This window comes from Pseudomonas sp. 382 (assembly GCF_002759075.1).
Taxonomy (GTDB): domain Bacteria; phylum Pseudomonadota; class Gammaproteobacteria; order Pseudomonadales; family Pseudomonadaceae; genus Aquipseudomonas; species Aquipseudomonas vlassakiae.
Genome location: NZ_PEMX01000004.1, coordinates 211,892 through 235,649, shown reverse-complemented (window position 1 = coordinate 235,649; position 23,758 = coordinate 211,892). Strand labels below are relative to the sequence as shown.

Genomic DNA, 23,758 nt, shown 5'->3' with positions numbered 1-23,758 from the left:
GGTGATCCCCGAGCTCGGCCAGCTGGCGATGATTCTGGCAATCTGCTTTGCTGCCGTGCAGGCCACGGTGCCGCTGCTCGGTGCCTGGCGTGGTGACAGCCTGTGGATGAGCCTGGCCCGCCCGGCCGCCTGGGGCCAGTTCAGCTTCCTGGCCTTTGCCTTTGCCTGCCTGACCCATGCGTTCATGACCGACAACTTCTCGGTCGCCTACGTGGCCAGCAACTCCAACAGCGCCTTGCCGTGGTACTACAAGTTCAGTGCGGTGTGGGGTGCCCACGAAGGCTCGCTGCTGCTGTGGGCACTGATCCTCGGTGGCTGGACCTTTGCCGTGTCAATCTTCTCGCGGCAGTTGCCGCAGGTGATGCTGGCCCGCGTGCTGGCGGTGATGGGCATGATCAGCGTCGGTTTCCTGAGCTTCCTGATCATCACTTCCAACCCGTTCCAGCGCCTGCTGCCGCAGGTGCCGACCGATGGCCGTGACCTCAACCCGTTGTTGCAGGACTTCGGCCTGATCGTCCACCCGCCGATGCTGTACATGGGTTATGTGGGCTTCTCGGTGGCCTTCGCCTTTGCCATTGCCGCGCTGCTCGGCGGGCGGCTGGACGCAGCCTGGGCGCGCTGGTCGCGGCCCTGGACCATCGTCGCCTGGGCCTTCCTGGGCGTGGGTATCACCCTGGGTTCGTGGTGGGCCTATTACGAACTGGGCTGGGGTGGCTGGTGGTTCTGGGACCCGGTGGAGAACGCCTCGTTCATGCCCTGGCTGGTGGGTACCGCGCTGATCCACTCGCTGGCGGTGACGGAAAAACGCGGGGTGTTCAAGAGCTGGACCGTGCTGCTGGCGATTGCTGCGTTCTCGCTGAGCCTGCTGGGGACCTTCCTGGTGCGTTCCGGGGTGCTGACCTCGGTGCATGCGTTCGCTGCCGACCCTGCGCGTGGCGTGTTCATCCTGATCTTCCTGCTGTTCGTGGTCGGTGGCTCGCTGACCCTGTTCGCCCTGCGCGCCCCGGTGGTCAAGAGCCAGGTCGGCTTTGCCCTGTGGTCGCGCGAGACGCTGCTGCTGGCCAACAACCTGATCCTGGTGGTGGCCGCTTCGATGATCCTGCTGGGCACCTTGTATCCGCTGGTGCTCGATGCCCTGACCGGTGCCAAGCTGTCGGTCGGCCCACCGTACTTCGATGCCCTGTTCCTGCCGCTGATGGCGCTGCTGATGGGCGTGCTGAGCGTGGGTGTGGTGGTGCGCTGGAAGGACACCCCCGGCAAATGGCTGGCGAACATGATGACCCCGGTGCTGATCGGCAGCGCGGTGCTGGCGCCGATCGCTGGCTTGATCGTCGACGATCTCGACTGGCCGGTCCTGAGCGCCTTCGCCCTGGCGGCCTGGGTGGTGCTGGGCGGGCTGCGCGACATCGTCGACAAGACCCGCCACAAGGGCCTGGCCAAGGGTGTGCGTGGCCTGACCCGCAGCTACTGGGGCATGCAGCTGGCGCACCTGGGCCTGGCGGTGTGTGCCCTGGGCGTGGTGCTGTCGAGCAACAACAGCGCCGAGCGTGACCTGCGCATGGCGCCGGGCGAGAGCGTCGAGCTGGGTGGTTATCACTTCCTGTTCGAGGGCGCCAAGCACTTCGAAGGGCCGAACTTCATTTCTGACAAGGGCACCATCGTCGTCACCCGCGATGGCCGTGAAGTGACGACGTTGCACCCGGAGAAACGCCTGTACACCGTGCAGCAGTCGATGATGACCGAGGCCGGCATCGATGCCGGCTTCACCCGTGACCTGTACGTTGCCTTGGGCGAGCCGCTGGAAAACGGCGCCTGGGCAGTGCGCGTACACATCAAGCCTTACGTCCGCTGGATCTGGCTGGGCGGTCTGCTGACCGGCCTGGGTGGGTTGCTGGCGGCCTTCGACCGGCGCTACCGCGTCAAGGTCAAGACCCGGGTGCGTGAAGCCCTGGGCGTGTCTGGAGCTGCTGCATGAAGCGTTGGATCATGGTCGTGCCACTGGCGGTATTCCTGCTGATGGCGGTTTTTCTCTACAAGGGGCTGTTCCTCAAGCCCGACGAGCTGCCGTCGGCAATGATCGGCAAACCGTTCCCGGCGTTCGCCCTGGCGTCGACCCAGGGTGACCGCAACCTGACCCAGGCAGACCTGCATGGCCGGCCGGCGTTGGTCAACGTGTGGGCCACCTGGTGCCCGTCGTGCAAGATCGAGCACCCGTATCTCAACCAGCTGGCCCAGCAGGGCGTGGTGATCCACGGCATCAACTACAAGGATGACAACGCGGCCGCGCAGAAGTGGCTGGCCGAGTTCCACAACCCCTACCAGCTGGATATCCGTGACGAGCAGGGCAGCCTGGGGCTGGACCTGGGCGTGTACGGTGCGCCGGAAACCTTCCTCATCGACGCCAAGGGCATCATCCGCTACAAGCACGTCGGCATCGTCGACGCTGACGTCTGGCGCCAGCAGCTGGCGCCGCTTTACCAGGGGCTGGTCGACGAGGCCACGCCATGAGGCGCTGGCTGGCAGCCGCCGTGCTGGGCATGAGCCTGGCCGGTGTGGCCAAGGCGGCTATCGATACCTACCAGTTCCGTGATGACGCCGAGCGCGAACGTTACCAGCAACTGACCAAGGAACTGCGCTGCCCCAAGTGCCAGAACCAGGACATCGCCGATTCCAACGCACCGATCGCCGCCGACCTGCGCCGCGAGATCTTCCGCATGCTCGGCGAAGGCAAGAGCAACCAGCAGATCGTCGATTTCATGGTCGACCGCTATGGCGACTTCGTGCGCTACAAGCCGGCGCTCAGTGGCCGCACCTGGCTGCTGTGGTTCGGCCCGGGCATCTTGTTGGCCGGTGGTTTCGTGGTGCTGGCGGTGATTGTCCGCCGTCGCCGTGGCCCGGCGACCCAGGCTGCCGAGGAACTGTCCGTCGAAGAACGCGAGCGTCTCGCCAAACTGCTGGAAAAAGAACAGACCCATGACTGAATTCTGGCTTAGCGCGGGCCTGCTGCTGCTCGCCGCCCTCGGCTTTTTGCTGATCCCGATCCTGCGCGTCCGTCGCCAGCAGCAGGAAGAAGACCGTACCGCATTGAATGTCGCGCTGTATCAGGAACGCGTCGCAGAGCTGGCTGCCCAGCAGGCGGCCGGCGTGCTTGACGACAGGCAGATGGCCAAGGGTCGCGATGAGGCGGCCCGTGAGCTGCTGGCTGACACAGAGGGTGCGGAACCCGTGCGTCAGGGCCACCAGGGCAGGGCCCTGCCATTGCTGGCGGCAGTGCTGGTGCCTTTGCTGGCACTGGGGCTGTACCTGCACTTCGGTGCGGCGGACAAGGTCGAGCTGACCCAGGAATTCGCCGCCGCACCGAAGACCCTGGACGAAATGACCACGCGCCTCGAACGTGCCGTGCAAGCCCAGCCGGATTCGGCCGAAGGTCTGTATTTCCTTGGCCGGGCCTATATGGCCCAGCAACGTCCGGCCGACGCGGCACGCGCCTACGAGCGCGCTGTCGCCCTGGCCGGTCGCCAGCCCGAGCTGCTGGGCCAGTGGGCCCAGGCACTGTATTTCGCGGCAGACAAGAAATGGAGCCCGCAGGTGCAGGCGCTGACCGACGAAGCACTCAAGGCCGACCCGAATGAAGTCACCAGCCTTGGCCTGCGGGGCATCGCCGCCTTCGAAGGCGAGCGCTACCAGGCCGCCATCGACTACTGGAACCGCCTGCTGGCGCAGCTGCCAGAGGGCGATGCCTCGCGGACGGCACTGCAAGGCGGCATCGACCGTGCGGCGGAGCGCCTGGGCAGCACCGGCGGCAAACCGCAGGCCACAGCGCCAGCCCGGTTGAAGGTGCGGGTGGAGTTGGCGGCGGCGCTCAAGGACAAGGTCAAGCCTGACGACACCGTGTTCATCTTCGCCCGTGCCAGCAACGGCCCGCCCATGCCGCTGGCGGCCAAGCGGGTCACCGTGGCGCAATTGCCGCTGGAAGTGGAATTGTCCGACGCTGACGCTATGCTGCCGCAGATGAAACTGTCACAGTTCGCCGAAGTCCAACTGGTCGCACGTGTATCCCGCGCTGGCCAGCCGACCCGCGGCGAATGGGTCGGCCAGGGCGCACCCCTGGCCAATACCACCCAGGCCACCCAGCACTTGACCATCGACAGCCCCGACCAGTAAGAGAACAACACCATGCATAGCACCGTCCGCCTGACCCTGATCACCCTGGCCCTGGGTTTGTCCGCGTGTACGGTGCAGCAGCCGTACGAACAGCCGTCGCCGCCGGCCGAGACCGTGCCACCGCGCCAGGGGCCAGCGGTAAAGCCGCTGCCGGGTGGCCAGCCGTCGAAGCCGAGCAAGCCAGCGGCGATTCCCAAGCCGATGCCACGGACCTCCGCCAGCTTCGCACCACCGCCGGGTGGCGCCAGCCACTGGGACCCGAAGCTCGGGGTGTATGTGCTGGAGAACAAGACCAATGTCTTTTACCGGCAGCGTACCTACTACCACTATGACAATGGCTGGAGCTGGTCGCTGAACCCGGATGGGCCATGGCAGGCAACTGACAGCAGTGGTGTGCCGGGTGGATTGGGGCGCGCCTACGGGCAGTAGTTTTTTGGGGGCTGCGGGTGTTCGCCTTTAGAGGTCCGGCGCTCGATCTCACAGGCGCTGAAAATGTTGTGGCAGGCACATGGAAGTCCTGACACCCTATGACCCGGACCACCCATACAGTACAGTTCCCCGCTGTTTTCCCCATTGACTGTACCGGCCAGTTACTCCGCATAATGCCCCTCTGATATTGAAGGAGGTGGCATGCGCAAAACTGTCCTGGTACTGGTAGAAACCGTCGACGATTATCTGCCGTTGCTGGAACAGACCGGCTACCGCCTGATTCGTGCCCCGTCCCCGCAGATGCGCAGCGACGCCATCCAGCGCCATGCCGGCGAGATTGACGCCGTGCTGACCCGCGGGCCGTTGGGCCTGACCGCCGCTGAAATCGCCGCCTTGCCCAAGCTGCAGATCATCTGCGTGATCGGTGCTGGTTACGAGCAGGTCGACCTGGTCGCCGCTGCCGCCCGTGGCATCACTGTCACCAATGGCGCTGGCGCCAATGCCGCGGCTGTTGCCGACCACACCATGGCCATGCTGCTGGCGCTGTTGCGCGATATTCCTCGCGCCGACGCCAGCACTCGTCGTGGCGAGTGGAACCGGGTGATCAGCCCTTCGGTCAGCGGCAAGCGCCTGGGCCTGCTGGGCCTCGGCGCGGTGGGCCAGGCCATCGCCAGGCGCGCCAGCCTGGGCTTCGACATGACCATCAGCTACCACAGCCGCACCCCACGTACTGACGTCCCTTACACCTGGTACGACAGCCCGTTGCACCTGGCGCAGGCCATCGACATCCTGGTCGTGGCCACCCCCGGTGGCGCCAACACCCGCCATCTGGTCGATGCCCCGGTGCTCCAGGCGCTGGGCCCGCAGGGGTATCTGGTGAATATCGCCCGGGCCAGCGTAGTCGACACCCAGGCCCTGGTATCAGCCCTTGAACAAGGCCGCCTGGCGGGCGCCGCGCTCGATGTGTTCGATGACGAGCCGGCCGTGCCAGATGCCCTCAAGGCCCTCGGCAATACCGTGCTCACGCCTCATGTGGCCGGCCAGTCGCCCGAGGCCGCACGCGACACCGTGACCTTGGTGTTGCGCAACCTGCAGGCCTTCTTTGCCGGCGAACCGGTACTCACGCCAGTCCGCGCATAACCCTTCAATACCCCGGCATGGCCGGATCACAAGGAGCGTTTGATGCAACTCGAAATTTTCCAGGTCGATGCCTTTTCCGCCGAGCCCTTTGGTGGCAACCCGGCGGCGGTGATCCCGTTGCAAAGCTGGTTGCCAGACGATGTGCTGCAACGCATCGCCGAAGAAAACAACCTGTCTGAAACAGCCTACTTCGTACGCAATGGCGCAACCTTCGACCTGCGCTGGTTCACCCCCAGCGTCGAAGTCGACCTGTGCGGCCATGCCACACTGGCCGCGGCCTACGTACTGTTCGAGCAGCTGGGTGAGCAAGCCGAAGTGCTGCGCTTCAACACCCGCAGTGGCGAACTGCGGGTCAGCCGGAGCGCCGATGGCCTGCTGGCCATGGACTTCCCGGCCAAGCAGCCGCAAGCCGTGGACGTTCCAGCCGGGTTGCTGGAGGCGCTTGGCCTGAGTGCGGCCAAGGCGGTGTATCGCTCCGACGACTATGTGGTGGTGGTCGATGACGCTGCGCTGCTCGCGCCGCTGAAGCCCGATTTCGTCGCCCTGTCGGCATTCGACGTGCGAGGCATCGCGGTCACGGCCGCTGGGCGTGGTTTCGACTTCGTCACCCGCTGGTTCGGCCCGCGGGTCGGGGTCAATGAAGACCCGGTAACCGGCTCGGCGCATACCTCGCTTGCACCGTTGTGGGCCGAGCGTCTGGGCAAGTCGTCGCTGAGCTGCGAGCAGGGCGGGGCGCGCAAGGGGCAATTGCACTGTGACGTTCCTGGTAATGGCCGGGTGATCATCAGTGGGCGTGCGGCCTTGTACCTGCGCGGCAGCGTGTTCATCTGATCGAACCGGTGGGGCTGGCGGCTGTGTGGCAGGGCCCGATCTATACTTGCTGGCCCAGCCAGCAAGGAGCCCGATCATGGCCCTGGAAAAAAGCGGCAGCTGCCTGTGCGGTGAAACCCGCCTGCGCGCCACAGTCGACAATACCCATATCAGCGCTTGCCATTGCGGCATGTGCCGCAAGTGGACCGGCGGTCCGCTGCTGGTCGTGGATTGCAGCCAGGCGCCGGTCTTCGAAGGGCGGCCACCGGCGGTCTACGACTCGTCCGAGTGGGCCCAGCGTGGTTTTTGCAGCGGTTGCGGCACGCACCTGTATTACCGCCTCAAGGACAAGGACCATTATGCGGTCCCGGTAGGCCTGCTCGATGGCGACGAGGCCTGGGATTTCGACTTGCAGATTTTCGTCGAGCAGAAGCCCGCCTGGTATTGCTTCGCCAACCAGACCAAGGAGCTGACCGGCGAGCAAGCGTTCGAGCAGCTTGGCTGAGCCATTGCTCATGCGAACTTGCCAAACACGTGCATTCCTGAGAAAAGGGCGCCCTTGAATTTCAGCGTTGGAGCATGCCCATGAGCAGTGAACTGCAGATCATCGACCTCGTCGAAGGCGACGGCAAGGCCGCCGTCAAAGGCGCCCTGATCACCACCCAGTACACCGGCTGGCTGGCCGACGGCAGCGAGTTCGACTCGTCGTGGTCGCGCGGCAAACCCTTCCAGTGCGTGATTGGTACCGGGCGTGTCATCAAAGGCTGGGACCAGGGCCTGATGGGCATGCGCGTGGGTGGCAAGCGCAAGCTTCAGGTGCCAGCGCATCTAGGGTATGGCGAGCGCAGCGTGGGGGCGATACCGCCGAATTCGGATCTGACCTTCGAGATCGAGTTGCTGGAAGTGCTGACGCGGGATGATTGATTGCGGTGGGGCTGGGAGGTGCAAAACCCAAGGTGTACATATTTCCGCAACACGCCTGCTCTAACGTAATCCTTGCCTAGGGAACGGCATCCACACTCAGGGAGGAACCAAACGGGTTGAGGACACTCTGAGTCCTGCTCGTTGCCAGGGATGGCAATCACCAACACGGATGCCCTGCGGCATGGGCCGCGGGGCAATGTGGCGGGTACCCAGATACCTTTTGCCACAAGAGCCTGCCCTCATGAAGTTGCCATCTTTCATTCGACGTCGCCGCCGCCTGATGCTCAGCCTGGCCCTCGTCGCCGCGGCTGTGCCGCTGGCACTGGAAGTGGTCGAAAGCCGCGCGCAACCGGTCGATGGCACCCAGACGCTGGTATTCCTGCGCCATGCCGAGAAGCCAGGTGAAGGCCTGGGGCAATTGAACTGCCAGGGGCTCAACCGCGCGCTGGACCTGGCCACCTTGTTGCCAGAGCGTTTCGGCAAGGCGGATTACGTGTTTGCGGCCAACCCCTCGCGGCATGTCGAGGAAGGCAGCCAGGACCAGAGCTACAGCTACATTCGCCCGCTGATGACCATCACCCCGAGCGCCATCCGCCTGGGTTTGCCAGTCAACATCGACTTTGCTGCCAACGACACCGACGAACTTGCCGATGAACTGCTCAGCGACAAGTACCGCAATGCCACGGTTTATACCGCCTGGTCCCACGGCTATCTGCCGGAGTTGATCAACACCGTGGCCGGCAAGGCGTTGGGCGATGAGCGGGTGATCACCGAAGACTGGAATGGCGACGATTTCGACACCCTCTACGTCCTGACTCTGACCTGGCACGACGGCAAGGCCAGCCTGCTCAGCCGTAACGTTCGTCAGGGCCTGGATGGCGGTGCCCATAGCTGCCCGACCTGATCCGCTGTTACTGTCGTGGCAGGGCAGTCAGACAGGGATGAACAATGACCCAGCGGGTGACGGTGATTGGCGGTGGCGTGGTCGGCCTGGCGACGGCTTATGCGCTGGTGCGCGAAGGCTTGTCGGTGGTGCTGGTCGAGGCGCGAGACCAGTTGGCCTCGGCGACCAGCTTCGCCAATGGCGGGCAGCTTTCCTATCGGTATGTAGCGCCGTTGGCCGATGCCGGTGTCCCGTGGCAGGCACTTGGCTGGCTCTTGCGCGGCGACTCGCCGCTGCGCCTGCGCTTGCGCCTGGACCCTGCCCAATGGCGCTGGTTGCTGCAGTTCGTGATGGCTTGCCGCAGCAGTGTCAATCGGCGTAACGCGGCGCAGCTGCTGGACTTGGCCTTGCACAGCCAGGCCACCCTGGAACGCTGGCGTGAAGACGACGGGCTGAGTGACTTCGCCTGGCGGCAGAACGGCAAGCTGGTGGCATTTCGCAGTGAGCGGGCGTTCGCCCATGGCCGGGCCCATCTGCTCGACCCCGATCGTCAACGGGTGCTCGGTGCCAGCGAGGTCAGGGCGCTGGAGCCGGCGTTGGCCGACGCGCCCTTTGTTGGCGCCGTGCTGACTGCGGATGAAGAAGTCGCCGACTGTCATCGCTTCTGCGAGCGGCTGGCAGAGCGTCTGCGCGCATCCGGGCAGTGCCGGTTCCTGCTCGGCAGCCCAGTCACCCGCCTGATCAGCCGTGATGACCAGGTGGTGGCAATGCAACTGGGGCGTAAGCAGGTGGACGTCGAGCGCCTGGTACTGTGCGCCGGCCATCGAAGTGCCGGGTTGGCGCTACCTGGGTTGCGGCTGCCGGTCTACCCGCTCAAGGGCTACAGCCTGACGGCACCGATCGCCACGGTGCACCGGGCGCCGGAGATCAGCATCACGGATTACGAGCGCAAGATCGTCTATGCACGGCTTGATCAGAGGCTGCGGGTGGCGGCGATGGTAGATATCGTTGGCTATGACGAAACAGTGGATGCGCGCCGGCTCGACAGCATGCGGCGCCAGGCGCTGGAGACCTTGCCACAGGCAGCGGACTACACTAAGGCGGTGGAGTGGGCGGGAATGCGGCCGGCGACGCCGACCGGGGTGCCCATCGTCGGGGCTTCAGCCTATCGCAACCTGTGGCTGAACCTCGGGCATGGGGCCTTGGGCTTTACTTTGGCGTGTGGCAGCGGGGAGCGACTGGCTCGGATGCTGTGTTGACTGGTCCGGCCTCTTCGCGGGTAAACCCACAGGTATCGCACAGGTCTTGAGGGCTGTGCAGTCCCTGTGGGAGCGGGCGTGCCCGCGAAGAGGCCGGTACAGTCTAGCGTCCGAACTTCATCGGCCAGCCCACTACTTTCTTCGTCCTTGGTGTGGCATAGGTTCGCACCTTGGACGTGCTGAGCCCCATCCGCACCAGCGACTCGGCAATGGTCACCGCCGCGCTCACCCCATCGACCACTGGCACCCCGGTGCGCTGGCGGATCTGTTCATCCAGCCCGGCCATGCCGCCACAGCCCAGGCAGATCACCTCGGCCTTGTCGTCACGCACGGCACGTTCGGCCTGCTCGACGATCGCCGCAACGGCACGTTGCGGGTCTGCTTCCAGCTCCAGCACGGCCAGGCCACTGGCGCGCACCGAGGCACACCGGTCATACAGCCCGGACAGCTTCAGGCGGTCTTCGATCAGCGGCACGGTGCGGTCCAGGGTGGTCACTACCGAATAGGCGTGGCCCAGGTACATGGCGGTACTGGCGGCGGCATCGGTGATATCGATTACCGGCACGTCGAGCAGCTCCTGCAGGCCTTCGCGGCCATGTTCGCCGTAGCCGGCCTGTATCACCGCATCGTACGGGCCGTCATAGGCCAGCACGCGGTCCATCACGGCGATGGCGGCCAGGTAGCTCTCGAAATTGCCCTCCACCGACTCGGCGCCGAACCAAGGGGTCAGGCCGATGATTTGCGTGCCCGGCGCGGCGACGCTGCGCGCCTGTTCGGCAATGGCCTCGGTGATGGCTTCGGTGGTATTGACGTTGGCAATCAGAATACGCATGGGCAATCCTCCTTGATCAATGGCTGCTGTGGTCGACGGCGATGCACTCGCCGCTGATATCGTGGTATTGGCGGTTACGCGGGGCGATCAGCAGGTATACCGCGGCCGCGATGCCGGCGCCGATCAGCCAGGAAAACGGCGCAATGCCGTGGAAGTTCGGCACCAAGGCCAGGATGATGGCCAGCAGTGCTGCCGGTACGAAGGCGGCCACGGCACGCAGGTTGATGCCTTTGCTGTAGTGGTAGGCGCCGGCCGGGTTCTCGGTGTACAGCTCCGGCACGTTGATCCGGCCTTTGCGCAGCAACCAGTAGTCGGCCATGATCACCCCGTACAGCGGGCCGAGCAGGGCACCCAGGCCAGACAGGAAGTACACGATCACCAGCGGGCTGTTGTAGAGGTTCCACGGCAGGATCAGCACCGCCAGCGTCGCGCTGATCAGGCCGGCGCGGCGGAAGTTGAGGTGGCGTGGCGCCAGGTTGCTGAGCACGAAGGCGGGCGCGACGAAATTGGCCATGATGTTCACTGCCACGGTGACGATCAGGAACGCCAGGCAGCCGAGCACCAGGAATGGCTTGCTGGGGATGCTGGCGACGATCTGGGTCGGGCTGTCGATGATCTGGCCGTTGATCTGGAACTGCGCACCGCACAGCACCACGGTGATCATGGCGAACACCAGGATGTTCACCGGCAGGCCCCAGAAGTTGCCGACGCGGATGGTCTTGCGGCACGGCGAGGAGCGGGCGAAGTCGCAAAAGTTCAGCACCAGGGTGCCGTAGATCGCCAGCCACAGGGCGCCACCGGCGAAGATGTTGCGCCACATCTCATAGCCGGACAGCGGCTCGGTCACCGACCAGGCGATGCGTGCGTCGGCCTGGACGAACATGAACACTGCCAGGCTGGCCACGGTCAGCAGGATCACCGGGCCGGCGAAGGCCTCGTAGCGGCGCACCATCTCCATGCCGTAGGCGAGGATCACCAACTGCACCAGCCAGATCGCCACGAAGCACACCCAGCCCAGGCTCGACAGGCCGAGGATGCTGTCGTGGTCGTAGCCGGCCACTTGCGGCCACACGGCGGTGAGCAGCACGCGCAGTACCACCGATGCCAGGTAGGTCTGGATACCGAACCAGGCGATGGCGATCACCGCGCGGATCAACGCCGGAATCTGTGCACCATGGATGCCGAAGGCGATGCGGCTGATGACCGGGAATGGCACGCCGGTCTTCTGCCCCATGTAGCCGGACAGGTTCATGAAGAAGTACACCAGTGCCGCGCCGATCGCCAGCGACAGCAGGATCTGCCAGCCACCCAGGCCAAGGGCGAACAAGCCCATGGCGAAGGAGTAGTTGGCAATGTTGTGCACATCGTTGGTCCACAGCGCAAAGATGCTGTAGCGGCCCCAGCGGCGGCCTTCGATACGGGTGGGTGCGAGGTCGCGATTGTGCAGGCGTGGGCTGAGGCCCAGTGGCGGCATATCGCCTGCAAGGCTGGAAGACGGGCTGGTGCTGGCGACGGATAGTTCAGGGGCAAGGTCGAGGCTGGTACTCATTCCGGCAGGCTCCTGATGCACGTGGACTGCGATGAGCGGGCATGCGCACGGGCTCGCCATCTCGTCGGTGCAGCTTGGCATCACTGGGTTCTGGGCGCGGTGGCCGGCGTTGGGCCGGCTTCGCGAGTTCTTGTGTATTTATGTTTCGTATAATTTGTATACAAAACACGAACACACAAAAGCGAGTTCCATGCCAGAGAAAAACCAAATTCCGGGAGCCACTAATTTGAATCTAAGCAGTTGAAACTTAAGTTTATGAAATGAAGGGAATATAAGTTGACCAATTGAACAGGTTTAATTTTTTAGTTGAATGATTAGTTGATCATATGGTCAGAATTAGTGGCGCGAGATGTGTAACGTATTGGGGCATTATCTTGAAAAGTGCACACAAAAATGGCACCTAAGGTGACATTCTTGTGTACAAAAAATAGCCAATTAGCCGTGTGAGTGGATACATTCAGTCCATCGGCGGCAACCGCCGCTTCACCGGACTTTTCTTGATGATTGCGGTGTTGGTTTCGGCCAGCACATTGATCCGGTCGAGCAAAGTGTCGAGTTGCTCCATCGAGCGCACATGCAGCCGCGCGATGAAACAGTCCTCGCCCGTGACCTTGTCGCATTCGGTGAACTCAGGGATGGCGATGATCTGTCGCTCCACTTCCTGCAACTGCCCTGGCAGCGGGCGAATGCGCACGATCGCCTGCAGCTGGTAGCCGAAGCTGCGCGGATCGATCTCCACCGTGTAGCCGCGCAACACACCGCGTTCCTCCAGGCGCCGAAGGCGTTCGCTGACGCTGGGGGCTGAAAGGCCGCTGATCTGCGCCAGCGCCTTGAGCGAGCGGCGGGAGTCTTCCATCAAGGCGTTGATCAGCAGCTGGTCGATGGCGTCGGTCATGCGTACCTCGTCAGGCAAATCTTGAAAGTTGCCTTGATAGTAAAGGTGAAAAGGCTGATCCGCCTTGGATATCCGCTGGAAGGTGCACGGTGACCCTCCGCATACTATGGCCATCATCAAAGGGAGGTGTGAGATGGACAGTTCATTACGCCGCGGCTCGCTGGAAATGGTCGCTGCCATGCTGATTTCCGGGACCATCGGCTGGTTCGTGCTGGTGTCAGGGCAGCCGGTGCTGGAAGTGGTGTTCTGGCGCTGCGTGTTCGGGACCGGCACCTTGCTGGCGATCTGCGCGGCATTCGGCTTTCTCAAGCCTGGCGTGATCACCCGGACGGCATTCCTGCTGGCCATCGCCAGTGGCGTGGCCATCGTCGGCAACTGGGTGCTGCTGTTCGCCTCCTACTCGCGGGCTTCGATTGCCATCGGCACGGCGGTGTACAACGTCCAGCCGTTCATGCTGGTGGGGCTGGCGGCGCTGTTTCTGGGCGAGAAGATCACTGCCGCCAAGGTCACCTGGCTGAGCGTGGCATTCCTGGGCATGCTGGCGATCGTCAGCGCCCATGGCGCGGGGCAGGCCAGTGGCGAGGACTACCTGTTGGGCATTGCCCTGGCGCTGGGTGCGGCGTTGCTGTACGCGATCGCCGCGCTGATCATCAAACGGCTCAAAGGTACGCCGCCGCACCTAATCGCTTTGATCCAGGTCGCCACCGGGGTGCTGCTGCTGGCGCCTTGGGTGAACCTGGGCGGGCTGCCTGGCCAGCCCTCGGCGCTGGCCAGCCTGGTCACGCTGGGCATGGTCCACACCGGGTTGATGTATGTGCTGCTGTACAGCGCCATCCAGCGCCTGCCGACGGCATTGACCGGTGCGTTGTCGTTCATCTACCCGATTGCCGCGATCCTGGTTGACTGGGTGGCCTTCGGGCACCGCCTGGCGCCGTTGCAGTGGCTGGGGGTAGTGTTGATCCTGCTGGCGGCAGCAGGCATGCAGCAAGGCTGGTGGTTCCGATCTGCACAAGTACCGGCCAAGGGGTAGAATGGCGGCCTTTTCACTTGCTTGCGACCCGCCATGACCTCGCCGATGCACACCCTCGAACAGCACCTGCTCGCTGCCCTTGACCCTGCTCCTGCCGAAACCCGCCGCTTGTTCCACGGCCGCGGCCGCTGCTGGGAGGGCCTGGAGCAGGTCACGGTGGACTGGCTGCAGGGTGTGCTGTCGGTGGCGCTGTTCCGCGAACCGCCAGAGGGTCAGCTGGCGGAACTGGAAGCCATGCTGCGCAACCTGGCCGAACGCCCGCAATGGACTGGCCAGGCGATCCTCATCCAGCACCGTTACCTGCCTGTCAGCAGCGCGAGGTGGTCGAGGATGGCCTGACCTACCTGCTCGACCTGGGTGTACGGCAGAACAACGGCCTGTTCCTCGACATGCGCTACGGTCGTCGCTGGGTGCGCGAGCAGGCGGCGGGCAAGCGGGTACTCAACCTGTTCGCCTACACCTGTGGTTTCTCGGTGGCGGCGATCGCTGGCGGTGCCGAGCAGGTGGTGAACCTCGACATGGCCAAGGCAGCGCTGTCGCGGGGACGCGATAACCATCGCCTGAACGGGCACGATGCGTCGCGGGTCGCCTACCTGGGGCATGAACTGTTCAAGTCCTGGGGCAAGGTGCGCAAGTACGGGCCTTACGACCTGATCATCATCGACCCACCGACCTTCCAGCGTGGCAGCTTCGTGCTGACCCAGGATTACGCCAAGATCCTGCGGCGCTTGCCGGAACTGCTGAGTGAGGGTGGAACGGTGCTGGCCTGCGTCAACGACCCGGGCATCGGGCCGGAGTTTCTGATCGAGGGGATGGCGGAGCAGGCGCCTTCGCTGGCCTTCGTCGAGCGGCTGGAGAATCCGCCGGAGTTTCCGGACGTAGACCCGGCGGGGGGGCTGAAGGCCCTGGTATTCCGCCAGGTTTGATGTTGCCCGTACCGGCCTCTTCGCGGCTAAAGCCGCTCCCACAGGTACAGTGCAGGACCCTGTGGGAGCGGCTTTAGCCGCGAAGAGGCCGGTCCTGCCTACATCAATTACTGCTGATTGGTATAGATCTGGTCAAACACGCCACCGTCATTGAAGTGGGTCTTCTGCACGGTGCGCCAGTCACCAAAGGTCTTCTCCACCGACAGGAAGTCGACTTTCGGGAAGCGGTCGTTGTATTTGGCCAGTACCGTCGCATCACGCGGGCGCAGGTAGTTTTGCGCCGCGATTTCCTGGGCCGCTGGCGACCACAGGTACTTCAGGTATTCCTCGGCCACGGCCTGGGTGCCTTTCTTGGCCACCACCTTGTCGACCACGCTCACCGGCGGCTCGGCCTCGGCCGACACGCTCGGGTAGACCACTTCGAACTGATCGCGGCCAAACTCGCGGGCGATCATCTCGGCTTCGTTCTCGAAGGTGACCAGTACGTCGCCGATCTGGTTGGTCATGAAGGTGGTGGTGGCGGCACGGCCACCGGTGTCGAGCACTGGAGCCTGCTTGAACAGCTTGCCGACGAATTCGCGGGCCTTGGTTTCATCGCCACCTTGCTTGAGCACATAGCCCCAGGCCGACAGGTAGGTGTAGCGGCCGTTACCGGAAGTCTTGGGGTTGGGCACGATCACCTGCACGCCGTCCTTGAGCAGGTCGGGCCAGTCCTTCAAGGCCTTCGGGTTGCCCTTGCGCACGATGAACACCGTGGCCGAAGTGAACGGCGCGCTGTTGTTCGGCAGGCGGGTCACCCAGTTGTCTGGCACCAGCTTGCCGTTGTCGGCCAGGGCGTTGATGTCGGTGGCCATGTTCATGGTGATGACATCGGCCGGCAGGCCATCGATCACCGCACGCGCCTGCTTGCTCGAGCCGCCGAAGGACATCTGCACATTGACCTTCTCGTTGTGCTCGGCTTCCCAGTGCTTCTGGAAGGCCGGGTTGTAGTCCTTGTAGAAATCGCGCATCACGTCGTAGGAAACGTTCAGTAGGGTCGGGGCAGCCTGGGCCAGGTTGCCGAGGGCCAGGCCGGCGGCGAGCAGTGAGGCGGTGAAGAGCTTTTTCACGTTGCGTCCTTGTTATCGATGGCAGATTGCCTGCGACTATAGCGGGTGGGTTAATGCGGGCTAAAGAACAAAAAACACTTTGGTTATGCCTCTGTCTGTACTGGCCTCTTCGCGGGCACGCCCGCTCCCACATAATCACCACAGGCCTGAATTATGCGCGGTCCCTGTGGGAGCGGGCGTGCCCGCGAAGAGGCCGGTTCAGGCAGCATCATTGCTTGGGAAACAGCACGTTACCGCAGCGCGAGCAGAAAGCGGCGCCATGTTCGTGGGTCTTCTTGCTGCAAGTCGGGCAGTCATGCTGCAACTGCTCCCCGCGCATGGCATTGGCCAATTCTGCAGTAAAGATTCCCGTCGGCACGGCAATGATCGAATAACCGGTGATCATCACCAAAGACGACAGCACCTGGCCCAGCGGCGTCTTCGGCACGATATCGCCAAAGCCCACCGTCGTCAGCGTGACGATGGCCCAATAGATGCCTTTCGGGATGCTGGTAAAGCCATGCTCCGGCCCTTCGATCACATACATCAGCGTGCCGAACACCGTCACCAGGGTGGATACCGTCACCAGAAACACGATGATCTTCTGCTTGCTGCCACGCAGCGCCTCCATCAGGTAGTGCGCCTGCTTGAGGTAGGGGCTGAGCTTGAGCACGCGGAAGATCCGCAACATCCGGATCACCCGGATGATCAGCAGGTACTGGGCGTCGCTGTAGTACAGGGCGATGATCCCCGGCACGATCGCCAGCAGGTCGACCAGGCCGTAGAAGCTGAAGGCATAGCGCAAGGGCTTGGGCGAGCAGTACAGGCGGGTGAGGTACTCGGCCAGGAAGATCGCGGTGAAGCCCCACTCGATGGCGGCCAGCAGGCCGGCGTAGCCCTGGTGGACTTCGTCGATGCTGTCGAGGATCACCGTGACCAGGCTGACCAGGATGATCAGCAGGAGGATCTTGTCGAAGCGTCGGCCGGCTACGGTGTCGGTCTGGAAGACCATGATGTAGAGGCGTTCGCGCACGGAAGGTGGAAAAGGCATTGAATTTGATTCCAAAAGCATGAGGACGAGCAGTCTTGCCTTGAAAACTACAGCGAGAGTGAGTAACCGCCCTGATAAAACTACCAGTTTTAACCTGCTCGTGGATTTGTCAATGTAATACTCTATTTGACGGATCTAGGACAGCTGCAATGCTTAACCTTGATGGAGCTCGTAAAAATCACCTGCAGAATGAATTAATGGCTGGAGCCTTTGGTGTACAAGGCCAACGCGGTCATTTCTGCTATGGGCCTTATGGTTACCAGACGGCAAATCAGGCGCAGACCCTGCTGACATTCAATGGCCAGTACCATGAACCGATGAGTCAGGGATATCTTTTAGGCAACGGGCATCGACTCTACCGACCTCGACTATTTCGTTTCCATAGTCCAGATGCCCTCAGCCCGTTCGGAGACGGCGGGTTCAATTGCTATGCGTATTGCTCGGGCGACCCGATAAACAAAATTGACCCTTCAGGACGCAAAGGTACTGGGCTGTCGGCATTGATTGCTAAGCACGGTCTAAACAAAAAATACGCCAAGAAAGCGCTGAAACCCATGGCAATCCCTGACAGCGAAACGCACGTTCAGACGCAAAGCTTCATCAATTCGGATCACAGAGTTTTTATGGTATTTAGGGACAATAAGGGGCGGTTCTCTGCCATTGCACAACCCGATCCACAGAATGTGAAAATGAAGTTGCTGATTGAACAGCAATTGAAGAGCTTGAACATCACAACTGAGATGTATCGTTTCAAAGCGGTTCACCCTCTCGTACACCGCAATCTTCTTTCAGGCGGTGAGGTCATGGGGGGTGACATGTTTTCGCTAGCTCCGGATTTTGGTCCTCCACCTCCGCTTCCACCAAGAACTGATCGTGTGGTACGTATTCAAACTAACGTACGGCAGCCGCCGGTGTACGCATCGAACAGTCAGCTCCGGAATTGATGGGAGCTGATTTTCTGTTTCCTGCGGCCTAAATGACTCGCCACATGAATCAGCCAGCAGGCAGCGACGAAAGGTGCTGTCAGGCCGGGCACTGGCAGCTGCTTGAACAGCGATTGCAACAGTAGCGCAAGGGTGATGGCCAGCAATGTCACCCAAGGTTTTTCGCCTTGCCTACTGAAGGCCAGCGCTGCCAGCGCGGCATTGAAGCCGAACAAGCCCAGCCACGCAGCTTGCGCCTGGTCGGCGAGCAACGCCACGCCGCCGCCAATGGCCGAACCGAGCACGGCCCACATGGCCGCATAGGGGTTGGCAATGAACATCCCGACGATGATCAGCAACCCGGCCAGCGGCTGGTCGAGCAGAAAGATCTGCCCCACGCCACGCGCCAGGGCATACGCCGGTTCTGCCTCGACGAAACCGCTGGGTGCGGGGCTTGCGAACAGCAAGGCGACCCAGCCCAGGAGCACGAACGGCGCGGTGTAGGCGACCAGCAGCTTGCCGCCGCGCTTGCGCCACTGGTGGGTGATGATGCTGGACAGGCCGCCGGCGGCAATGATCAGCGGCGGCAGGATCGCCGACCAGGGCAGCACGGCGCTGGTCAGGATGCCGATCAGCACGCCGTTGTAGCAGTACAGCCCGGCCTGGCGGTCGGCGCGGTCGTAGCCGCGGCGTTGGGCGGTGAGCAGGCCGGCGAGGGCGCCCAGCAGGGCGCCGCCGACCAGGTCGGGGGCGGTCAGCAGGATGGCCAGCAGGCAGCACAGGCCGCACAGGGGGTTGCGCAGCAGCAGCACCTGGCTGAAGCCGTTGAGCAGCGCCGTGGCCCAGTCGGGGCACGGGTTGACGAAATTCTTGGTGTACATGGGCAGTCAGCAAGGTTGATGGGGAAGCGGTGGGCCTCTTTGGGCCTCGGTTTTCCGCAGGTCTGGTGTCTCGGTGTTCGGGGAGGGCTTTGCCCTCCAATCGCGACGCAAGGCCGCTCCCACAGGGACCGCGCCGAGGCATGGATACATGGTCCCTGTGGGAGCTGCCTTGTGTCGCGAAAGGGGCGCAAAGCGTCCCCGGCGATCTCAGACCAGAGTCTCGATCCGCAAGGTATTAGTCGAACCCGGCTTGCCGAAAGGCACGCCGGCGGTGATCAGCAGCGTGTCGCCACGGCTGGCCATGCCTTGCGCCTGGGCGATCTCCAGGGCGGTGGAGACCACCTCGTCGACCTGGCGCAGGCGGTCGTTGACCACCGAGTGCACGCCCCAGGCCACGCTCAGGCGGCGGGCAGTGGCCAGGTTCGGCGTCAGGTTGAGGATCGGCGCCCGTGGCCGCTCGCGGGCGGCACGCAGGGTCGAAGCACCCGACTCGCTGTAGTTGACCAGCACCGCCACCGGCAGGATGCCGCTGATACGGCGGATCGCGCAGCTGATGGCGTCCGACACGGTGGCCTCGGCCTTTGGCCGGCCGACGTCGAGTTGGGCCTGGTAATCCGGGCCGTTCTCCACCTGGCGGATGATCTTGCTCATCATCTGCACGGCTTCCAGCGGGTAGTCACCGGAGGCGGTCTCGGCCGACAGCATCACCGCGTCGGCGCCTTCGGCCACGGCGTTGGCTACGTCAGTCACTTCGGCACGGGTCGGTGCTGGCGAGAAACGCATCGATTCGAGCATCTGGGTGGCCACCACCACGGGTTTGCCCAACTGGCGGCAGGTGCCGATGATGCGCTTCTGGATCTGCGGCACGCTTTCGGCCGGCACTTCCACGCCCAGGTCGCCACGGGCCACCATGATCGCATCGGCCAGTTCCGCAATGGCTTGCAGTTGTTCGACTGCCGATGGTTTTTCGATCTTGGCCATCAGGTAGGCGCGGTCACCGATCAGCTGGCGCGCTTCGACGATGTCTTCCGGGCGCTGCACGAACGACAGGGCTACCCAGTCAACACCCAGCTCCAGGCCGAAAGCCAGGTCGCGGCGGTCTTTCTCGGTGAGCGGGGAGAGGTCGAGCACCGCTTGCGGCACGTTGACGCCCTTGCGGTCGGACAGCTCGCCACCGTTCAGCACTTCGGTGTCGATGGCGTCATTGTGCTTGGCGGTCACCCGCAGGCGCAGCTTGCCGTCGTCGAGCAGCAGGTCCATGCCTGGCTCCAGTGCCGCGATGATCTCGGGGTGCGGCAGGTTGACCCGACGGCTGTCGCCCGGGGTCTTGTCCAGGTCCAGGCGCAGGGCCTGGCCGCGTTGCAGCTGGACCTTGCCCTCGGCGAAGCGGCCGACGCGCAGCTTTGGCCCTTGCAGGTCCATGAGGATGCCCAGCGGGTAGTTCAGCTGCTGCTCGACTTCGCGGATCCACTGGTAGCGCAGGGCGTGGTCGGCGTGCTCACCGTGGCTGAAGTTGAGGCGGAAGATGTTCACCCCGGCTTCGACCAGCTGGCGGATGTCGTCGATGCCTTTGATCGCAGGGCCGAGGGTGGCGAGGATCTTTACTTTTTTATCAGGCGTCATGATTGGGCAGTCTCGAGGATCAGGATGGCGCGGAAGTCGTTGACGTTGGTACGGGTCGGCTCGGTGACGATCAGGGCATCGAGCGCGGCGAAGTAGCCATAGCCGTTGTTGTTGTCCAGCTCGTCGCTGGCCGACAGGCCCAGGGCTTCGGCGCGGGCGTAGCTGCTCGGGGTCATGAAGGCGCCGGCATTTTCTTCCGAACCGTCGATGCCGTCGGTGTCACCGGCCAGGGCATACACTCCGGGCAGGCCTTTGAGGCTTTCGGTGAGGCTGAGCAGGAACTCGGCATTACGCCCGCCACGGCCATTGCCGCGCACGGTGACGGTGGTTTCACCGCCCGAGAGGATCACGCAGGGCGCCTTCAGCGGCTGGCCGTGCAGCACGATCTGCCGGGCAATGCCGGCGTGCACCTTGGCCACTTCGCGCGATTCACCTTCCAGGTCACCGAGGATCAGCGGGCTGAAGCCGGCCTGGCGGGCTTTGACCGCCGCGGCTTCGAGCGATTGCTGCGGTTTGGCGATCAGCTGGAAGTGGCTGCGGGCCAGGGCCGGGTCATCGGCCTTGACGGTTTCCGAGGCCGGGTTGTTGAGCCAGTCGATGACGGCTTTCGGCGCGTCGATGTTGTAGCGCTTGAGGATTGCCAGGGCATCGGCCGAGGTGCTCGGGTCGGCCACGGTCGGGCCCGAGGCGATGACGGTGGCCAGGTCGCCAGGCACGTCGGAAATGGCATAGGTGTAGACGGTGGCTGGCCAGCAGGCCTTGGCCAGGCGGCCGCCCTTGATCGCCGAGAGGTGCTTGCGCACGCAGTTCATCTCGCCGATGGTGGCGCCGGATTTGAGCAGCGCCTTGTTGATCTGTTGCTTGTCCGCCAGGGTCAGGCCTGCGGCTGGCAGCGCCAGCAGGGCGGACCCACCGCCGGACAGCAGGAAGATGACGCGGTCTTCTTCGTTGAGGTTGCTGACCAGCTCCAGCACGCGTTTGGCCACGGCCAGGCCGGCGGCGTCGGGGACCGGGTGAGCGGCTTCGACCACCTCGATCTTCTGGCAGTTGGCGCCGTGACCGTAGCGGGTCACGACCAGCCCGGAGACGTCGCCCTGCCAGCTTTTTTCGACCACTTCGGCCATGGCGGCTGCGGCCTTGCCGGCGCCGATGACGATGACCCGGCCGCTACGGTCGGCGGGCAGGTAGGGTTCGAGCACCTGGCGTGGGTGGGCGGCGGCGATGGCTGTGTCGAACAGGTCGCGGAGAAGTTTTTGCGGATCGACCGACATGGCAGGCTCCCATTTATTGTTGTTCTGCAGAATCGAAAACGCCCCTGGAACTGCCTCCGTGCAGGCCGAACCAGGGGCGGGTGTTGCTCGGGGTCACCTATGGACCTGTGGTCGCAGGTTCATAGGTGTTGGCTTCTTCGCGGGCTTGCCCGCTCCCACAGGAATATCGTGGCCCTCAGGCTTGCGCAGTACCTGTGGGAGCGGGCGAGCCCGCGAAGAGGCCAGAAAGGTCTTATTTATCGTCGCGGATCGAGAAGTTGGCCATGTGCTCCAGGCCTTTGATCAGCGCCGAGTGGTCCCAGTTGCCGCCGCCCAGGGCCTGGCAGGTGTTGAACACTTGCTGGGCATTGGAGGTGTTGGGCAGGTTGATGCCCAGTTCCTTGGCACCTTGCAGGGCCAGGTTAAGGTCCTTCTGGTGCAGGTTGATGCGGAAGCCTGGGTCGAAGGTGCCTTTGATCATGCGCTCGGCGTGCACTTCAAGGATCTTCGACGACGCGAAGCCGCCCATCAGCGCTTCACGCACCTTGGCTGGGTCAGCGCCGTTCTTGGCGGCGAACAGCAGGGCTTCGGCAACGGCCTGGATGTTCAGGGCGACGATGATCTGGTTGGCAACCTTGGCGGTCTGGCCGTCACCGTTGCCACCGACGCGGGTGATGTTCTTGCCCATGGCTTCAAACAGCGGCTGGGCGCGCTCGAAGGCTTTCGGGCAGCCACCGACCATGATGCTCAGGGTCGCGGCCTTGGCCCCGACTTCACCGCCGGACACCGGGGCGTCCAGGTAGGCAGCGCCAGTGGCCTTGATCTTCTCGGCGAAGGCTTTGGTGGCGGTAGGGGAGATCGAGCTCATGTCGATCACCACCTTGTTCGGGCCCACGCCTTCGGCGACGCCGTTTTCACCGAACAGGACGCTTTCGACCTGTGGGGTATCCGGCACCATGATGATGATGAACTCGGCTTCCTGGGCCACTTCCTTCGGGTTGGCCAGAGCCACGGCGCCAGCGGCGATCAGGTCGGCCGGTGCCGCATCGTGGTGGGTGGAAACGAAGATGCTGTGGCCTGCTTTCTGCAGGTTCTGCGCCATGGGCTTGCCCATGATGCCAGTGCCGAGGAAACCGATTTTAGCCATGAGAAATTACCTCTTTGTAATTGTGATATCTCAAGCAAGCATTGGCCCCCTGTGGGAGCGGGCTTGCCCGCGAAGCAGAAACCCGGTGGATGGCACCGGCTTCGCCGGTGTTCGCGGGCAAGCCCGCTCCCACAGAGATCTGTGTTCAGCCGTTAAATGACGTTGTGCGTTTTCAGCCAGCCCAGGCCCGCTTCGGTGGTGGTCAGCGGCTTGTATTCCGCGCCCACCCAGCCCTGGTAGCCGATGCGGTCCAGGTGTTCGAACAGGAAGCGATAGTTGATCTCGCCAGTGCCTGGTTCGTTGCGGCCCGGGTTGTCGGCCAGCTGGATGTGGTTGATCAGTTTCAGGTTGGCTTCCATGGTGCGAGCCAGGTCACCTTCCATGATCTGCATGTGGTAGATGTCGTACTGCAGGAACAGGTTGTCACTGCCGACTTCGGCCTGGATTTCCAGCGCCTGTTTGGTGGTATTCAGGTAGAAGCCAGGGATGTCGCGGGTGTTGATCATTTCCATGACCAGACGGATCCCCGCAGCCTTGAGCTTGTCGGCAGCGTAGCGCAGGTTTTCCACGAAGGTCTTGCGCACGTCGGCGCACTGCAGGCCTTGTGGACGGATGCCGGCCAGGGCGTTGACCTGGGTGTTGCCCAGGACCTTGGCGTATTCGATGGCCTTGTCTACGCCGGCGCGGAACTCTTCGACGCGGTCTGGGTGGCAGGTGATACCGCGCTCACCTTTCGACCAATCGCCGGCAGGAAGGTTGAACAGCACCTGAGTCAGGCCATTGGCGTCCAGTTGCTGCTTGATTTCGGCAGCACTGAAATCGTATGGGAAGAGGTATTCGACACCGCTGAAACCAGCGTCGGCGGCAGCCTTGAAGCGGGCCAGGAAGTCCTGTTCGGTGAACAGCATGGACAGGTTGGCAGCGAAGCGAGGCATGGGTTGTCTCCTTGCGATG

At 63.4% G+C, this 23,758-nt stretch carries 23 protein-coding genes and 1 pseudogene; 14 read left to right on the top strand and 10 right to left on the bottom strand.

The features are described from left to right. The first annotated feature begins 1 nt into the window (after position 1). The 11 genes from CQW31_RS07385 to CQW31_RS07335 all read left to right on the top strand — a co-directional run bounded on the left by CQW31_RS07385 (position 2) and on the right by CQW31_RS07335 (position 9,609). Positions 2-1,975 carry a heme lyase CcmF/NrfE family subunit gene (locus CQW31_RS07385; RefSeq protein WP_177332353.1) on the top strand — a complete coding sequence of 658 codons (1,974 nt, stop codon included), beginning with the start codon at positions 2-4 and terminating at the stop codon, positions 1,973-1,975. Next, positions 1,972-2,508, top strand: a complete 537-nt coding sequence (locus CQW31_RS07380; RefSeq protein ID WP_054884165.1) for a DsbE family thiol:disulfide interchange protein — start codon at positions 1,972-1,974, stop codon at positions 2,506-2,508. Before CQW31_RS07385 ends, CQW31_RS07380 begins: the two co-directional genes overlap by 4 nt. Further along, positions 2,505-2,981 (top strand): cytochrome c-type biogenesis protein, encoded by a 477-nt coding sequence (locus CQW31_RS07375; RefSeq protein ID WP_054884164.1) that lies wholly within the window; start codon positions 2,505-2,507, stop codon positions 2,979-2,981. The genes CQW31_RS07380 and CQW31_RS07375 overlap by 4 nt, the downstream gene beginning before the upstream one ends. Continuing rightward, the gene (gene ccmI / locus CQW31_RS07370; protein ID WP_054884163.1) at positions 2,974-4,164 is read left to right on the top strand and encodes a c-type cytochrome biogenesis protein CcmI; all 1,191 of its coding nucleotides are present in this window, start codon (positions 2,974-2,976) and stop codon (positions 4,162-4,164) included. Before CQW31_RS07375 ends, ccmI begins: the two co-directional genes overlap by 8 nt. A 12-nt stretch (positions 4,165-4,176) precedes the next feature. Further along, positions 4,177-4,593, top strand: coding sequence for a hypothetical protein (locus CQW31_RS07365; RefSeq protein WP_099814192.1), 417 nt, complete (start codon positions 4,177-4,179; stop codon positions 4,591-4,593). A gap of 201 nt (positions 4,594-4,794) precedes the next feature. Further along, the gene (locus tag CQW31_RS07360; RefSeq protein ID WP_099814191.1) at positions 4,795-5,733 is read left to right on the top strand and encodes a 2-hydroxyacid dehydrogenase; all 939 of its coding nucleotides are present in this window, start codon (positions 4,795-4,797) and stop codon (positions 5,731-5,733) included. 42 nt (positions 5,734-5,775) lie between these two features. Further along, on the top strand, positions 5,776-6,564 hold the full coding sequence (locus CQW31_RS07355) for a PhzF family phenazine biosynthesis protein (protein ID WP_099814190.1): 789 nt from the start codon (positions 5,776-5,778) through the stop codon (positions 6,562-6,564). Positions 6,565-6,640: 76 nt separating this feature from the next. Then, positions 6,641-7,048 (top strand): GFA family protein, encoded by a 408-nt coding sequence (locus tag CQW31_RS07350; protein ID WP_099814189.1) that lies wholly within the window; start codon positions 6,641-6,643, stop codon positions 7,046-7,048. A gap of 80 nt (positions 7,049-7,128) precedes the next feature. Further along, positions 7,129-7,467: an FKBP-type peptidyl-prolyl cis-trans isomerase gene (locus CQW31_RS07345; protein ID WP_054884158.1), complete on the top strand. Its 339-nt coding sequence runs from the start codon at positions 7,129-7,131 to the stop codon at positions 7,465-7,467. Between the two features lie 241 nt (positions 7,468-7,708). Continuing rightward, positions 7,709-8,371: a histidine phosphatase family protein gene (locus tag CQW31_RS07340; protein WP_099814188.1), complete on the top strand. Its 663-nt coding sequence runs from the start codon at positions 7,709-7,711 to the stop codon at positions 8,369-8,371. 44 nt (positions 8,372-8,415) lie between these two features. Then, positions 8,416-9,609, top strand: coding sequence for a D-amino acid dehydrogenase (locus CQW31_RS07335; RefSeq protein ID WP_099814187.1), 1,194 nt, complete (start codon positions 8,416-8,418; stop codon positions 9,607-9,609). A gap of 103 nt (positions 9,610-9,712) precedes the next feature. On the opposite strand, the gene CQW31_RS07325 is transcribed toward CQW31_RS07335, so the two are convergent. The 3 genes from CQW31_RS07325 to CQW31_RS07315 all read right to left on the bottom strand — a co-directional run bounded on the left by CQW31_RS07325 (position 9,713) and on the right by CQW31_RS07315 (position 12,885). Continuing rightward, positions 9,713-10,441, bottom strand: a complete 729-nt coding sequence (locus CQW31_RS07325; RefSeq protein WP_054884155.1) for an aspartate/glutamate racemase family protein — start codon at positions 10,439-10,441, stop codon at positions 9,713-9,715. Positions 10,442-10,457: 16 nt separating this feature from the next. Further along, positions 10,458-11,990, bottom strand: coding sequence for an NCS1 family nucleobase:cation symporter-1 (locus CQW31_RS07320; protein ID WP_099814186.1), 1,533 nt, complete (start codon positions 11,988-11,990; stop codon positions 10,458-10,460). A 457-nt stretch (positions 11,991-12,447) separates the two neighbouring features. Continuing rightward, on the bottom strand, positions 12,448-12,885 hold the full coding sequence (locus CQW31_RS07315) for an Lrp/AsnC family transcriptional regulator (protein WP_054884153.1): 438 nt from the start codon (positions 12,883-12,885) through the stop codon (positions 12,448-12,450). A gap of 133 nt (positions 12,886-13,018) precedes the next feature. Here CQW31_RS07315 and CQW31_RS07310 point away from each other — a divergent pair, with 133 nt between their 5' ends. Further along, entirely contained in the window at positions 13,019-13,915 is an 897-nt protein-coding gene (locus CQW31_RS07310; RefSeq protein WP_099814185.1) for a DMT family transporter, read from the top strand. Between the two features lie 33 nt (positions 13,916-13,948). Then, positions 13,949-14,841: pseudogene (locus CQW31_RS07305) on the top strand (class I SAM-dependent methyltransferase). 107 nt (positions 14,842-14,948) lie between these two features. Here the strand turns inward: CQW31_RS07305 and CQW31_RS07300 are convergent. Continuing rightward, the gene (locus CQW31_RS07300) at positions 14,949-15,950 is read right to left on the bottom strand and encodes a sulfate ABC transporter substrate-binding protein (RefSeq protein ID WP_054884150.1); all 1,002 of its coding nucleotides are present in this window, start codon (positions 15,948-15,950) and stop codon (positions 14,949-14,951) included. Between the two features lie 208 nt (positions 15,951-16,158). Continuing rightward, a complete protein-coding gene (locus CQW31_RS07295) occupies positions 16,159-16,980 on the bottom strand; it encodes an ion transporter (protein ID WP_099814184.1) in 822 nt (273 codons plus the stop codon). A gap of 149 nt (positions 16,981-17,129) precedes the next feature. On the opposite strand from CQW31_RS07295, the gene CQW31_RS32060 reads away from it, so the two are divergent. Then, positions 17,130-17,924: an RHS repeat-associated core domain-containing protein gene (locus tag CQW31_RS32060; RefSeq protein WP_099814183.1), complete on the top strand. Its 795-nt coding sequence runs from the start codon at positions 17,130-17,132 to the stop codon at positions 17,922-17,924. Here the strand turns inward: CQW31_RS32060 and CQW31_RS07285 are convergent. The 5 genes from CQW31_RS07285 to hyi form a co-directional block, all read right to left on the bottom strand. Further along, positions 17,909-18,784 carry an urea transporter gene (locus CQW31_RS07285; RefSeq protein ID WP_099814182.1) on the bottom strand — a complete coding sequence of 292 codons (876 nt, stop codon included), beginning with the start codon at positions 18,782-18,784 and terminating at the stop codon, positions 17,909-17,911. The genes CQW31_RS32060 and CQW31_RS07285 overlap by 16 nt on opposite strands. Before the next feature lie 207 nt (positions 18,785-18,991). After that, a complete protein-coding gene (gene pyk / locus CQW31_RS07280; protein WP_054884146.1) occupies positions 18,992-20,407 on the bottom strand; it encodes a pyruvate kinase in 1,416 nt (471 codons plus the stop codon). Then, complete coding sequence (locus CQW31_RS07275) at positions 20,404-21,678, bottom strand: glycerate kinase (RefSeq protein ID WP_054884145.1); 1,275 nt, start codon at positions 21,676-21,678, stop codon at positions 20,404-20,406. Before CQW31_RS07275 ends, pyk begins: the two co-directional genes overlap by 4 nt. A 232-nt stretch (positions 21,679-21,910) precedes the next feature. After that, positions 21,911-22,804: a 2-hydroxy-3-oxopropionate reductase gene (locus tag CQW31_RS07270; protein WP_099814181.1), complete on the bottom strand. Its 894-nt coding sequence runs from the start codon at positions 22,802-22,804 to the stop codon at positions 21,911-21,913. Between the two features lie 152 nt (positions 22,805-22,956). Then, positions 22,957-23,739, bottom strand: a complete 783-nt coding sequence (gene hyi, locus CQW31_RS07265; RefSeq protein WP_054884143.1) for a hydroxypyruvate isomerase — start codon at positions 23,737-23,739, stop codon at positions 22,957-22,959. Positions 23,740-23,758: the final 19 nt, after the last annotated feature.